Source organism: Serratia sp. root2 (genome assembly GCF_031931805.1).
Taxonomy (GTDB): Bacteria; Pseudomonadota; Gammaproteobacteria; order Enterobacterales; family Enterobacteriaceae; genus Serratia; species Serratia inhibens.
Genome location: NZ_JAUJXB010000001.1, coordinates 2,738,309 through 2,752,753, shown reverse-complemented (window position 1 = coordinate 2,752,753; position 14,445 = coordinate 2,738,309). Strand labels below are relative to the sequence as shown.

The 14,445-nt window shown below is 53.1% G+C and carries 12 protein-coding genes; 6 read left to right on the top strand and 6 right to left on the bottom strand.

Going from position 1 to position 14,445, the window contains the following annotated elements; all coding sequences use genetic code 11:
* Positions 1-12 precede the first annotated feature (12 nt).
* The 6 genes from QZQ97_RS12755 to QZQ97_RS12730 form a co-directional block, all read right to left on the bottom strand.
* A complete protein-coding gene (locus QZQ97_RS12755) occupies positions 13-351 on the bottom strand; it encodes a cytochrome o ubiquinol oxidase subunit IV (protein ID WP_004949284.1) in 339 nt (112 codons plus the stop codon).
* Positions 348-965: a cytochrome o ubiquinol oxidase subunit III gene (locus QZQ97_RS12750; RefSeq protein ID WP_006319781.1), complete on the bottom strand. Its 618-nt coding sequence runs from the start codon at positions 963-965 to the stop codon at positions 348-350. The genes QZQ97_RS12755 and QZQ97_RS12750 overlap by 4 nt, the downstream gene beginning before the upstream one ends.
* Positions 955-2,946, bottom strand: coding sequence for a cytochrome o ubiquinol oxidase subunit I (gene cyoB, locus QZQ97_RS12745; RefSeq protein WP_013811740.1), 1,992 nt, complete (start codon positions 2,944-2,946; stop codon positions 955-957). The genes QZQ97_RS12750 and cyoB overlap by 11 nt, the downstream gene beginning before the upstream one ends.
* Before the next feature lie 4 nt (positions 2,947-2,950).
* Positions 2,951-3,898, bottom strand: coding sequence for a cytochrome o ubiquinol oxidase subunit II (gene cyoA / locus QZQ97_RS12740; RefSeq protein WP_006319783.1), 948 nt, complete (start codon positions 3,896-3,898; stop codon positions 2,951-2,953).
* A 442-nt stretch (positions 3,899-4,340) separates the two neighbouring features.
* Positions 4,341-5,819: a muropeptide MFS transporter AmpG gene (gene ampG, locus QZQ97_RS12735; RefSeq protein ID WP_311993696.1), complete on the bottom strand. Its 1,479-nt coding sequence runs from the start codon at positions 5,817-5,819 to the stop codon at positions 4,341-4,343.
* A gap of 53 nt (positions 5,820-5,872) precedes the next feature.
* Positions 5,873-6,451, bottom strand: coding sequence for a lipoprotein (locus tag QZQ97_RS12730; protein WP_006319785.1), 579 nt, complete (start codon positions 6,449-6,451; stop codon positions 5,873-5,875).
* Positions 6,452-6,829: 378 nt separating this feature from the next.
* Between QZQ97_RS12730 and bolA the strand changes: the two genes are divergently transcribed.
* The 6 genes from bolA (at position 6,830) to hupB (ending at position 14,350) form a co-directional block, all read left to right on the top strand.
* Positions 6,830-7,144 (top strand): transcriptional regulator BolA, encoded by a 315-nt coding sequence (gene bolA, locus QZQ97_RS12725; RefSeq protein WP_004949296.1) that lies wholly within the window; start codon positions 6,830-6,832, stop codon positions 7,142-7,144.
* Positions 7,145-7,510: 366 nt separating this feature from the next.
* Positions 7,511-8,815 (top strand): trigger factor, encoded by a 1,305-nt coding sequence (tig, locus tag QZQ97_RS12720; protein WP_311993695.1) that lies wholly within the window; start codon positions 7,511-7,513, stop codon positions 8,813-8,815.
* A gap of 440 nt (positions 8,816-9,255) precedes the next feature.
* Positions 9,256-9,879: an ATP-dependent Clp endopeptidase proteolytic subunit ClpP gene (clpP, locus tag QZQ97_RS12715; RefSeq protein WP_006319787.1), complete on the top strand. Its 624-nt coding sequence runs from the start codon at positions 9,256-9,258 to the stop codon at positions 9,877-9,879.
* Between the two features lie 162 nt (positions 9,880-10,041).
* The gene (gene clpX, locus QZQ97_RS12710) at positions 10,042-11,313 is read left to right on the top strand and encodes an ATP-dependent protease ATP-binding subunit ClpX (protein WP_006319788.1); all 1,272 of its coding nucleotides are present in this window, start codon (positions 10,042-10,044) and stop codon (positions 11,311-11,313) included.
* Between the two features lie 193 nt (positions 11,314-11,506).
* Positions 11,507-13,861 carry an endopeptidase La gene (gene lon / locus QZQ97_RS12705; RefSeq protein WP_311993694.1) on the top strand — a complete coding sequence of 785 codons (2,355 nt, stop codon included), beginning with the start codon at positions 11,507-11,509 and terminating at the stop codon, positions 13,859-13,861.
* Between the two features lie 216 nt (positions 13,862-14,077).
* A complete protein-coding gene (gene hupB, locus QZQ97_RS12700) occupies positions 14,078-14,350 on the top strand; it encodes a nucleoid-associated protein HU-beta (RefSeq protein WP_006319790.1) in 273 nt (90 codons plus the stop codon).
* The last annotated feature ends 95 nt before the right edge of the window (positions 14,351-14,445 follow it).

Here is a 14,445-nt window from a genome sequence, read left to right as displayed (position 1 = left end):
GCAGCTCGACTCTTAACTGACCATCATATTGATGTTGAGGTTGTACATAATCCAGAGTGAACCCACAACAACGATACCGATGATCATAGCGGTGAACAGCAATGCCACCAGGTTCCAGCGCTCTTCCGATGAGGTATTCATGTGCAGGAAGTAAATCAGGTGAACAATTACCTGAATGACCGCCATGCCGACTACAACCGCCAGGATGGTTGAGTGAGAGGCTGTGCCGCTCATCACCATCGCAAATGGAATCACCGTCAGGATGATCGACAGGATAAAGCCGATCAGATATGACTTAACGCTACCGTGGCTTGCGCCGCCGTGAGAAGTTTCATGGGATGAATGGCTCATGACATAACCCCCAGCAGGTAAACAACGGTAAATACGCAGATCCAGACCACGTCCAGGAAGTGCCAGAACAGGCTCAGGCACATCAGACGGGTTTTGTTGGTTGAAGTCAGGCCGCGCTTGCTCACCTGAATCATCATGATGATGATCCAAACCAGACCGGTAGACACGTGCAGACCGTGAGTAGCAACCAGTGCGAAGAAGCCGGACAGGAACGCGCTGCGGTCCGGACCGAAGCCTTCGGCGATCAAATGATGGAATTCATAGATTTCCATCGCTACGAAGCCCAGACCGAACAGGAAGGTCAGGAACAGCCAGGTATTAACGCTGCCAACCTTGCCTTTGTTCATGCCGATCATCGCCATACCGTAGGTGATGGAGCTGAACAACAGCAGGAAGGTTTCAACCAGGACAAACTTCAGATCGAAGATGTCTTTGCCAGAGGGACCGCCAGCGGTCCCGTTCACCAGTACCGCATAAGTCGCGAACAAGCTCGCAAACAAAATACAGTCGCTCATCAGGTAGATCCAGAATCCGAAGACTTTGGTCTCTCCTGCGTCATGGTGCCCATGCTCTGCATGGGCTGCGTTATGGTTAGTCAGAGTATCAGTTGACATGTTTCACGCCTGCTTTGCTGATTTGTTCATAGTGTTGGTTCTCAATGCGCTCGATTTCATCAACCTGCACATAGTAATCAACATCTTCATCGAAGCTCTTGGCAATCCAGGTCACGATCATACCTACGAAGGCAGCGATCGCCATCCACCAGATGTCCCAGATCATCGCGAAACCAAATACCAGGCTGAAGCCAGCAATAATCACACCGGCGCCGGTATTTTTCGGCATATGAATCGGCTCGTACTTAGCCGGTTTCTTATAAGCTTCGCCTTTTTCTTTCATGTCCCAGAATTCATCACGGTCATGAATCTGCGGCACTACGGCAAAGTTATAGAACGGCGGTGGAGACGAAGTAGACCACTCCAGCGTACGCGCGCCCCATGGGTCACCGGTCAGATCGCGGTTCTGCTCGCGGTCACGCACGCTGACGAAGATCTGAATCAGTTGGCACAGAATACCGCAGGCAATCAGAGCTGCACCGCTAGCCGCTACCAGCAGCAGTGGGTGGAACTCAGGGTTGATGTTCTGGCTGATACGACGAGTCATACCCATAAAGCCCAGAGCATACAGCGGCATAAAGGCAACGAAGAAACCGATGATCCAGAACCAGAACGCACGGATGCCCCATTTCTCGTTCAGCGTGAAGCCGAAGGATTTAGGGAACCAGTAAGTCAGGCCGGCGAAGCAACCGAACACTACACCGCCGATGATAACGTTATGGAAGTGAGCGATCAGGAACAGGCTGTTGTGCAGCACGAAGTTCGCGCCCGGAACGGCCAGCAGCACGCCGGTCATCCCACCCACAGAGAAGGTGATGATGAAGCCGATGGTCCACAGCATTGCCGAGTTGAGCTGAATGCGGCCCTGGTACATGGTGAACAGCCAGTTGAAGATTTTCACCCCGGTAGGGATGGAAATGATCATGGTGGCGATACCGAAGAAGGCGTTAACGTTCGCGCCTGACCCCATGGTAAAGAAGTGGTGCAGCCATACGATGAACGACAGAACGGTAATCGCGATGGTTGCCCATACCAGTGAGGTATAGCCGAACAGGCGTTTTCTGGAGAAGGTCGCGGTAACCTCGGAGAACACACCGAACACCGGCAGCACCAGAATATACACCTCTGGGTGACCCCAGGCCCAAATCAGGTTGATGTACATCATCATGTTGCCGCCCATATCATTGGTAAAGAAATGGGTGCCCAGATAGCGATCCAGGGTCAGCAACGCGATGGTGACGGTCAGAATTGGGAAAGAAACGATGATCAGGACGTTAGTACACAGCGCTGCCCAGGTGAACACCGGCATCTTCATCAGAGGCATGCCAGGGGCACGCATCTTCATGATGGTGGCGAAGAAGTTCACACCGGTCAACAGGGTACCCAGACCGGAAATCTGTAGACTCCAGATCCAGTAATCGACCCCTACGCCAGGACTGTATTCCTTGCCCGACAGCGGCGGATAAGCCAGCCAGCCGGTCTGCGCGAACTCACCAACCCCCAGAGAGATGTTGATCAGCACTACGCCCACCACGAAGAACCAGAAGCTCAGGGAGTTCAGGAACGGGAAGGCAACGTCACGCGCGCCGATTTGCAACGGAACCACGACGTTCATCAGACCTACCACGAAAGGCATCGCCATGAAGAAGATCATGATTACGCCGTGAGCGGTAAAGATTTGGTCGTAGTGGTGCGGTGGCAGGAATCCGGCCTCGCCGGCGGACGCAAGCGCCTGCTGGCTACGCATCATGATGGCATCGGCGAAACCACGCAGCAGCATAACCATTGCCACGATGATGTACATGATACCAATTTTTTTATGATCGACCGAAGTCAGCCAATCGCTCCACAGCCATTTCCATTTGCCGAAATAAGTTATCAGAGCCAGCAGAGCCAGGCCCCCAATAACAATCGCAGCAACGGTGATCATGATGATCGGTTCGTGGTACGGAACCGCATCAAGTGTTAATTTTCCCAACATCAGATTATTCCTCGGCTCCGGCGTGAGCATGCTCACTCATGTCCATACCCTGGCTCATGTCCATGCCTTCATGCGCAGTTGCGCCTTTGTGCATGTTCATGTCGCCCATGAATTTGCCAATAGTTTCTTTGAACAAATTCGGTTTGACACTGGAGAAGTACTCGACCGGGTTGTTTTCACTCGGCTCTGCCAGTTTGTTAAAGTCGCTGGTGGCGTTAAGGTTATTAGACGATTCTTTCACCTTGGCAACCCACTGATCGAAGTCGCCTTCGGTTGGGGTGACAATAGCGGTGAATTTCATGCCGGAGAACCCGCGACCGCTGAAGCTACTGGAAATACCGTCGTATTTGCCCGCTTCATTGCCGATCAGGTGCAGTTTGGTCTGCATCCCGGCCATCGCATAAATCTGCCCACCTAACTGAGGAATAAAGAACGAGTTCATTACCGAGTTAGAGGTGATCTTGAATTCGACTGGAACATCTTTCGGGAAAGCCAGCTCATTAACCGTCGCGATGCCTTGTTCCGGGTAGATAAACAGCCATTTCCAGTCGAGCGACACCACTTCGATCGTCATCGGCTTCTTGTCAGTGACAATCGGCTTGAACGGATCAAGTTCGTGGGTAGTCTTCCAGGTAATGGTGCCAAGGATGGCGATGATAATGATAGGAATGGTCCAGACGACCGCTTCGATCTTGTTGGAATGTGACCAGTTCGGACTGTATTTGGCGTCTTTGTTGGAAGCACGGTACTTCCAGGCAAAGGCGAACGCCATAAAGATAACCGGTATCACCACGATCAGCATCAGCGCGATTGCAGTGATAATCAGTGTCCGTTGCTCAACACCAATTGCTCCTTTGGGGTTCATCAATACCATATTGCAACCACTGAGCATTACAGTGGAGGCAATTAATGACAACATCCCAATACTTTTATTGTATTTCTTAAGTCTCATCTAACGACCTCAATTACAAAGGCTCTATTGTCGTTTCATGTGTGCGGGCATTTTACGGGAAGGTTGCAGTACTGTAAACATGCTTAAGGGAGTGTCAGCGCCTTGTTGACACTTTCTGTTAAGGGGGTCACAGATGTAACCTAGCGTGACAATTTACCAATGGCAACAACGCGTTGGCGCGCTGAATCGTGCCGGGCAGACTCTATGTTAAGGAAAACTAACGGTATGCTGATTTTGGCCGATTAACCTGACGTATTTTAAATACGAAGGAAAGGTTTATATAATGTAAAATAATTGTGTATTTAAAGTGACGGTAATTTTATTTCCGAGTGTCTTGCTCGGATAAAAAAATAATTTTAACCGCAATTATGTTTTTTTTAGAAAAATAAACTCATCACGTTGATGCTTTTTTGCCGACCGGTGCTATGACCGGCCGGCGATATCAGGCCAGCCGGGTGCGACGCAGCGCAAGGTAGTCAAGCAGGCTGCCCATTGCGATGCCCACCAGGCTCAGTGCGGCGCCAGTTTGCAGCAAGAGATCGGCCAGGTTCGGCGAGGCACTCCAGCCGAGCGCGTTGGTAATCAGCAAAATCAGCCAGACCGCCAACAGTGAGCAGCCGAGGGTCAGCAGACGCAGCGCCCAGCGGTAAAGTTGACGGAACTCTGTACGCGGCATGAAATTGTCCGTGCGCTGAGTATATTCCAGCGTTTGACGACACACGCGCAGCAGCAGCAGGCCTGGCAGGGCGGCTGCTATCGAGAATAAATAGAACAGCGGCCAGCCGTGGGCTTCAACGAACCAACCGGCAATCGGGCCAACGTAGACGCGGCCGACGGCGGACAGCGCCGACAGCAGGGCGAACTGGGTGGCGGAAAACGACTTGTTGCACAATGTCATCAGCAACGCGACGAAAGCCGCAGTGCCCATACCGCCGCACAGATTTTCCAGAAAAATGGCGCTGCCCATGGTCATGATGTTCTTGTCGGTGACCGCCAGGATCCAGTAACCGAGATTGGAAACCGCCTGGAGGATGCCGAACAGCATCAGGGCGCGGAACAGGCTCAGACGTTGCATCAGCACGCCGCCAAACAGCGCACCGACGATGGTGGCGAACAGACCGAGAGTCTTGTTTACCAGCCCGACTTCTCCGGCGTCGAAGCCTACGCCGCGGATCAGGAATGTGGTGCTCAGGCTGCCGGCAAAGGCGTCGCCCATTTTGTACAGGACTATCAGCAGCAAAATCAGCCAGGCATTGTTACGCGCAAAGAAATCACGCAGCGGGGCGACTACCGCCTGTTCCATGGAGCGCGGTGCCGGAATGCCATCGTCCGGTTCTGGCGCCAGCAGGGTGGCGACGATGCCAATCAGCATCAGCCCTGCCATCAGCCAATAGGTTGATTGCCAACCGAAGTAACGATCCGCCAGCCACAGCGCCAATCCGCCGGAAACCAGCATCGCCAGGCGGTAGCCGAGAACGGATATCGCCGCCCCTGCACCGCGTTCTTCGGCGCTCAGCAGGTCGGTTTTATACGCATCAAAAACAATATCCTGCGAGGCAGAACAGAAGGCTACCAGCACCGCCAACGCTGCCAGCCACCACAGATGCTCTGCCGGCTGCATAAAACCCATGGCCACAATCGACACGACCAGCAGCAACTGACTGATCAGTAACCAGCCACGACGTCGCCCCAGGAATGGCGGGGTGTAGCGGTCCATAAAGGGAGACCACAGGAATTTGAACACGTAAGCCTGACCGACCAAGGAAAAAATACCGATGGTTTTCAGATCGATGTTTTCGACGGTCATCCAGGCTTGCAGCGTGCCGGAGGTCAGCGCCAGCGGCAAACCCGAGGCAAAGCCCAGCAGCAGGAGAATGGCGGAGTTACGCTGGGTGAAAATATTCAGATACTGTTTCGACATGAGTTCCCTGTCTGTGCCGCCCGATTGCTCAGACGGCACAAGGTATTCGCGGATTAACGCGCGTTCTGCTTGATAAAGTCGTTGACGCTGGTGTCTTGCGCCATATCGGCAATAACGTCGCCCAATACGGTGTTAACCGCGTTGGTGATTTTCTCGTTGGTCGCTGTGAATGCGCCTTGCACGTTATAGGTTGAGCGGTAGTTTTTCACCTGCTTGTTGCCGTTCTTCGCCTGAGCGGTGATCGAAATATCGGCCTTGGTGGTGATGTTATAACGCAGGTTGCCTTCGGATACGTCCGCATACAGGTTGTTCACCACGATTTGCAGATCAACCGCGCCATCGGCGCCGATCATGTAACCGCGCGCGCCCATTTGTTTCTCCAGCACTTCTTGCAGCAGGAAGCGCAGGTCGCGTGATGGCGTAAGCGTAACCAGCTGGCCGTCGCGATTCACTTTCGCCAGCGCCTGGTCCTGGCGCTGATCGGCACCGTTAATGCTGATAGTTACGCCCTGCAGGGTCGGATCCTGCTGCGGCAGTACGATCTTTGGCGTTACGTTCAGGGTGTTGCTGCTGGTAGCGCAGCCGGCCAGCATCAGAGCAGCCAACAAGGGAAGGCAAAGTTTTTTTAACATAGTTACTGTCTCATTCTCGATGGATTTTAAGCCGACTCAAACTGCTGATGATAGAGAGGCCGGTTTGAGTAAACTTTCTGTAATAATCAGAGCGAATAATCAGAGCGGGATAGCCAACAACGAATTGTCGACATCATAGCATCGCCGCCGGCCGGGGGAAGCGCAGAACGCACCGGAGTGACAAATTTTTACCTGCCGTTGATAAAAACATGCTTTTTTGGTCGTCTCAATCAGATAAAGCTCAAGCGATAGCGGATGTTGGCCATTTTTTGCGCGTGGCGAAGAGAAATTTACGTGATGAATAGTCTAAAAGGGGCGAAACCGGCTAATATTGAAATAGATGGGCACGGTCCTCTGCCGGTGTAGTAAGGAGATCCTATGATTCGCGAGCAAATAGAAGCAAAGTTAAGGGCGGCATTTGAGCCCGCGTATCTGGAAGTCGTTGATGAAAGCTATCGTCATAACGTTCCGGCGGGTTCAGAAAGCCATTTCAAGGTGGTGTTGGTCAGCGATCGCTTTGTCGGAGAACGTTTCCTGACGCGTCATCGCTCGATTTACGGCGTGTTGTCGGATGAGTTGGCCGATGGCGTACACGCTCTGGCGTTACATACTTATACCCTGAAAGAGTGGGAAGGGCTGCAGGATACTGTACCTGCTTCTCCACCCTGTCGCGGGGCCGGCACGTTGGCCTGACGGCTAAATTTGCGGTATCAGTGGAACTTTAACCACGATTTAGGGTATTACTACTGACGAATTTTGGAACGGCCTGCGGGCCGTTTCTGTTTTTGACGACGACATAGCCGATGCGCAATGCAGCTAAGGCCAGGTCGGCTTCGGCGGTCTTTTGGCGATCAAATCGGCAAAAGTGTGAGTTTTAGCGCGCCGCTGCCGCCTTGCTTTCCTCGACTCGCTCCGCTTGCGCCGCTATAATGTCGCGTCTTATTTTTCCGGAATGGTTTCGGGACGCTTCAGTCATCAGGGAATTCGGTTCTGTAATGTAGCCGTCCTGGTTCTTGGAACGGAGTTGACCGAGCACTGTGATTTTTTTGAGGTAACAAGATGCAAGTTTCTGTAGAAACCACTCAAGGCCTTGGGCGCCGTCTCTCTATTACTGTACCCGCTGATACTATTAATCAGGCTGTTAAAAAAGAGCTGATCAACGCGGCAAAAAGCGTTCGTATCGATGGCTTCCGTAAAGGCAAAGTGCCGATGAACATCGTTGAGCAGCGTTATGGCGCCTCCGTTCGTCAGGACGTGCTGGGCGACGCGATGCAGCGCAGCTTTGTTGACGCGATCATCAAAGAAAAGATCAACCCGGCTGGCGCACCAAACTACGTGCCGGGCGAGTATAAAGAAGGTGAAGACTTCACTTTCGCGGTTGAATTCGAAGTGTATCCGGAAGTTGAGCTGAAAGGCCTGGATGCCATCGAAGTTGAGAAGCCGGTGGTTGAAGTCAACGACGCTGACGTTGACACCATGCTGGACACTCTGCGTAAGCAGCAGGCGACCTGGAAAGACAGCGATCGCGCAGCGCAGGCTGAAGACCGCGTGACCGTTGACTTCACCGGTTCTATCGACGGCGAAGTGTTCGAAGGCGGCAAAGCTTCTGACTTCGTACTGGCCATGGGCCAGGGCCGCATGATCCCAGGTTTCGAAGAAGGTCTGGTTGGTCATAAAGCCGGTGAAGAATTCGTCATCGACGTTAACTTCCCGGACGATTACCACGCTGAAAACCTGAAGGGCAAAGCGGCTAAATTCGCTATCGTTCTGAAGAAAGTGGAAGAGCGTGAGCTGCCAGAGCTGACTGAAGAATTCATCAAGCGTTTCGGCGTGGCTGATGGTTCTATCGAAGGCCTGCGTGCCGAAGTGCGTAAAAACATGGAGCGCGAGCTGAAAGGCGCAGTGCGTAACCGTATCAAGACTCAGGCAATCGACGGCCTGGTCAGCGCTAACGACATCGACGTTCCTGCTGCGCTGATCGACGGCGAAGTTGACGTTCTGCGCCGTCAGGCTGCACAACGTTTCGGCGGCAACGAGAAGCAAGCGCTGGAACTGCCACGTGAACTGTTCGAAGAGCAGGCGAAACGTCGCGTTGTTGTTGGCCTGCTGCTGGGTGAAGTTATCAGCACTCACGACCTGAAAGCTGACGAAGATCGCGTTAAGACCCTGATCGAAGAAATGGCCTCCGCTTACGAAGATCCAAGTGAAGTTGTTGAGTTCTACAGCAAAAATAAAGAGCTGATGAACAATATGCGCAACGTTGCTCTGGAAGAACAAGCGGTTGAAGCCCTGCTGGCGAAAGCGAAAGTGACTGAGAAAGCCACTACCTTCAGCGAGCTGATGAACCAGACTCAACAGGCGTAATGTCTGTACGCAGAGGCGCAACTCGTTGCGCCTTCGGGGCAGGCATGCCGGCCCCTTGCGTAATAAAAAGCCCGTAACCTTCGGTTGCGGGCTTTTCTTTTTGCCACGTTGCTGATTAATCTCAGGTTAAGCGTGCCAATATGCACTATATTTACCCTGTTGCGCTTGGGACCGTCTGGCATGATGGTCGTCACTGCTGTTTTGGCGCACAAGCCGGGCCGGTAAAAATACTGCGCCGGGCTTGAAATTCCGTCAGTGGCCCCAATCTGTAAAATGTATATATATGTGCTGTTTGCCAGAGTGCGCGGGATGATTATAACCGTCGGGTACGTGTGGCGCGGTCGAATGCTTGAGCATAGTCATCATGACCGTTCTCAAGTAGAATCGGTGTAATAGGGTGTAACCCTGGCCGCCAAGGCAATTTCTATTAGGAGACGGTAATGTCATACAGTGGCGAACGAGATCAATTTGCACCTAACATGGCCCTGGTGCCTATGGTGGTAGAGCAGACTTCACGCGGGGAGCGTTCTTACGACATCTACTCCCGCCTGCTGAAAGAGCGCATTATTTTCCTGACCGGCCAGGTAGAAGACCACATGGCCAACCTGATTGTGGCGCAGATGCTGTTCCTGGAAGCGGAAAGCCCGGAAAAAGACATTTTCCTCTACATCAACTCTCCGGGTGGCGTGATCACCGCAGGCATGTCAATCTATGACACCATGAAGTTCATCAAGCCGGACGTCAGCACCATTTGTATGGGCCAGGCGTGCTCGATGGGCTCTTTCCTGCTGACTGCGGGTGCCAAGGGTAAACGTTTCTGCCTGCCAAACTCGCGCGTGATGATTCACCAGCCGCTGGGCGGTTATCAGGGCCAGGCGACGGACATCGAAATCCATGCGCGTGAAATCCTGAAGGTGAAGGCGCGCATGAACGAGTTGATGGCGGAACATACCGGCCAGACGCTGGAGCAGATCGAACGCGATACCGAGCGCGATCGCTTTATGACCGCGGAAGAAGCGGTAGAATACGGTCTGGTTGACGGAATTCTGACGCACCGCAGCTAGAACCACGCGGCTGGCGAGGTATATGTGCGAGCCGATAGACTATAGTAATCAGAGTGGGCGCGGCTCGCTCTGGTGAGCATTATCGGCGTTCCCGGTATGAGTTTTGGGCGCACTTCCGCCGTGATTTTCCTGCGGGACAAAGACTAAAGAAGAGGTTTACTGATGACAGATAAGCGCAAAGACGGTTCAGGAAAGCTGCTGTATTGCTCTTTCTGCGGCAAAAGCCAGCATGAAGTGCGTAAGCTGATTGCCGGTCCGTCAGTGTATATCTGCGATGAATGTGTTGACCTGTGTAACGACATTATTCGCGAAGAGATTAAAGAAGTTTCCCCGCATCGTGAGCGTAGCGCGCTGCCGACGCCACATGAGATCCGTCACCACCTGGATGACTATGTCATCGGTCAGGAGCAGGCGAAGAAAGTGCTGGCAGTAGCGGTATACAACCACTACAAGCGCCTGCGCAATGGCGATAGCAGCAACGGCATCGAGTTGGGGAAAAGCAACATTCTGCTGATTGGCCCGACCGGTAGCGGTAAAACCTTGTTGGCGGAAACGCTGGCGCGTTTCCTGGATGTGCCTTTCACCATGGCCGATGCCACCACGTTGACCGAAGCCGGGTATGTGGGGGAAGACGTAGAGAATATTATCCAGAAGCTGTTGCAGAAGTGTGACTACGACGTGCAAAAAGCGCAGCGCGGCATCGTCTACATCGATGAAATCGATAAGATTTCCCGTAAGTCAGACAACCCGTCGATTACCCGTGACGTGTCGGGCGAGGGCGTGCAGCAGGCGCTGTTGAAACTGATCGAAGGCACCATTGCCGCCGTTCCACCGCAGGGTGGCCGCAAGCATCCGCAGCAGGAATTCTTGCAGGTCGATACCTCGAAAATCCTGTTTATCTGTGGCGGCGCCTTTGCCGGTCTGGATAAAGTGATCGGTCAGCGAGTCAATACCGGTTCCGGTATCGGCTTCGGTGCGACCGTGAAGGGCGAGTCCGAGAAAGCGACCGAAGGTGAACTGCTGCTGCAGGCCGAGCCGGAAGATCTGATCAAGTTTGGCCTGATCCCTGAGTTCATCGGTCGTCTGCCTGTGGTCGCGACGCTGAGCGAACTGAGCGAAGATGCATTGATTCAGATCCTGAAAGAGCCGAAAAATGCCCTGACCAAACAGTATCAGGCATTGTTCAACCTGGAAGGCGTGGAGCTGGAGTTCCGTGATGAAGCGCTGAACGCCATCGCCAAGAAGGCCATGGCGCGCAAAACCGGTGCACGCGGTCTGCGTTCTATCGTTGAAGGCGCGCTGTTGGACACCATGTACGATCTGCCGTCAATGGACAGCGTCGACAAAGTGGTGATTGACGAATCGGTCATCGCGGGCCAGTCCAAACCTCTGTTGATTTACGGCAAACCGGAAGCGCAGGCTTCAGGCGAATAATTAGCCAATCAAACCAGAAAGTTAATATCAAAATGGGGGATTTTATCCCCCATTTCTTTTTCCTGCGTTCTGGCCGTTGAATGTCAGAGATTCATCCCCATATACTCATTAACCAGATTTTATGAAACGTTTGATGCTTGCGTCTCATGAGATTCCCCTCAACCTGGCGGAAACTAAACTAAGAGAGAGCTCTATGAACCCTGAGCGTTCCGAACGCATTGAAATCCCCGTGTTGCCGTTGCGCGACGTGGTGGTTTATCCGCACATGGTGATCCCGTTATTTGTTGGCCGGGAAAAATCAATTCGGTGCCTCGAAGCAGCAATGGATCATGATAAAAAGATCATGCTGGTGGCACAGAAAGAGGCCTCAACGGATGAACCTGGCATTAACGATTTGTTCTCTGTCGGCACAGTCGCGTCTATCTTGCAGATGCTGAAACTGCCAGATGGCACGGTAAAAGTGCTGGTGGAAGGCCTGCAGCGGGCACGTATTACTACGCTTTCAGATAGCGGAGAGCATTTTGCCGCCCAGGCGGAATACCTTGAGTCACCGGCGATCGACGAGCGTGAACAAGAAGTCCTGGTGCGCACGGCAATCAATCAGTTTGAAGGTTACATCAAACTGAACAAGAAAATTCCACCGGAGGTGCTGACGTCATTGAACAGCATCGACGATGCTGCACGCCTGGCGGATACCATCGCCGCGCACATGCCGCTGAAACTCAGCGACAAGCAGTCGGTACTCGAGATGTTCGACATCACCGAGCGTCTGGAATACCTGATGGCGATGATGGAATCGGAAATCGACCTGTTGCAGGTCGAGAAGCGTATCCGTAACCGCGTCAAGAAACAGATGGAAAAAAGCCAGCGCGAGTACTATCTGAATGAGCAAATGAAAGCGATTCAGAAAGAATTGGGCGAGATGGACGACGCGCCGGACGAACACGAAGCGCTGAAACGCAAGATCGAAGCGGCGAAAATGCCGAAAGACGCGCGTGAAAAAACCGAAGCGGAACTGCAAAAGTTGAAAATGATGTCACCGATGTCTGCGGAAGCGACGGTGGTGCGCGGTTACATCGATTGGATGTTGCAGGTACCCTGGAATGCACGCAGCAAGGTGAAAAAGGACCTGATCAAGGCGCAGGAAGTGCTCGATATCGATCACTACGGCCTGGAACGCGTCAAAGACCGCATTCTTGAGTATCTCGCAGTACAGAGCCGCGTAAGCAAAATCAAAGGGCCTATCCTGTGTCTGGTAGGGCCTCCTGGCGTGGGTAAAACCTCGCTTGGGCAGTCGATCGCCAAAGCGACCGGCCGCCAGTATGTGCGTATGGCGCTGGGCGGCGTGCGTGACGAAGCGGAAATTCGCGGTCACCGTCGTACCTATATCGGTTCGATGCCGGGCAAGCTGATCCAGAAAATGGCCAAGGTTGGGGTGAAAAACCCGCTGTTCCTGCTGGACGAGATCGACAAGATGTCTTCCGACATGCGCGGCGATCCGGCTTCTGCATTGCTTGAAGTGCTGGATCCGGAACAGAACGTGGCGTTTAACGATCATTACCTGGAAGTGGATTACGATCTGTCCGACGTGATGTTCGTCGCCACCTCCAACTCGATGAACATTCCTGCGCCGCTGTTGGACCGTATGGAAGTGATTCGTTTGTCCGGTTATACCGAGGACGAGAAACTCAATATCGCCAAGCAGCACCTGTTGCCGAAGCAACTTGAGCGTAACGCCCTGAAGAAAGGTGAGCTGACGGTCGACGACAGCGCCATCACCGGCATTATCCGCTACTACACCCGTGAAGCCGGGGTACGTAGCCTGGAGCGTGAAATCTCCAAACTGTGCCGTAAAGCGGTAAAAGCGCTGCTGATGGACAAGAAGATCAAGCATATCGAGATCAACGGCGACAACCTGAAAGACTATTTGGGCGTGCAGCGCGTTGACTACGGTCGTGCGGACACCGAAAACCGCGTAGGCCAGGTTACCGGTCTGGCGTGGACGGAAGTGGGCGGTGACCTGCTGACCATCGAAACCGCCTGCGTGCCGGGCAAAGGCAAGCTGACCTACACCGGTTCTCTGGGCGAAGTGATGCAGGAATCGATTCAGGCGGCGCTGACTGTGGTGCGCGCGCGTGCGGATAAACTGGGCATCAACGCTGATTTTTACGAGAAACGTGACATCCATGTGCACGTGCCGGAAGGCGCGACGCCGAAAGATGGCCCAAGCGCCGGTATTGCAATGTGCACAGCGTTGGTTTCCTGCCTGACGGGCAACCCGGTTCGCGCCGACGTAGCGATGACCGGTGAGATCACGCTGCGCGGTCAGGTGTTACCTATCGGTGGTCTGAAAGAAAAACTGTTGGCGGCGCATCGCGGCGGCATCAAAACCGTGCTGATCCCCTATGAGAACAAGCGCGATCTGGAAGAGATCCCAGATAATGTCATCGCAGATCTGGATATTCATCCGGTGCAGCGAATTGATGAAGTTTTGAACCTTGCGTTGCAAAACCCGGCCTTCGGCGCACTGCCGGTAGCGGCAAAATAGTGACGAATAGCAAAAACCATTGATAAAACTTATGCTGGCAAGTCATTTCGGACTTGCCAGTCTTTTTTTGTACCGCTAAGTTAGAAAGCTGTCGGCCCGTGTTTTGCCACGCTTGCGGTGGCTTGCCAAGGCTCGATGGGATTGATATAACAGCTGCGCTGTCGCCACCGTAGGGATTTTTCGGTGCGACGATTGAATTCTAGAGGGGATGATAGAGTGAATAAGTCACAACTGATCGACAAAATTGCCGCAGGTGCTGATATTTCCAAAGCGGCAGCTGGACGTGCTTTAGATGCAGTAATTGCTTCTGTTACCGAATCCTTGAAGGAAGGGGATGACGTGGCCCTGGTTGGTTTCGGTTCTTTTACAGTGCGTGAGCGTTCGGCCCGTACTGGCCGTAACCCGCAAACAGGTAAAGAGATCAAAATCGCGGCAGCCAAAGTTCCGGCCTTCCGTGCAGGGAAAGCGCTGAAAGACGCAGTAAATTGATTGTTTGCGTCTAACCGATTAGCGTCGCAGGGTTTTGTAATAAACAATCACCTGACGCAACGGTGCTGGTAAGGTAAGATATAAGGCGCATCAGA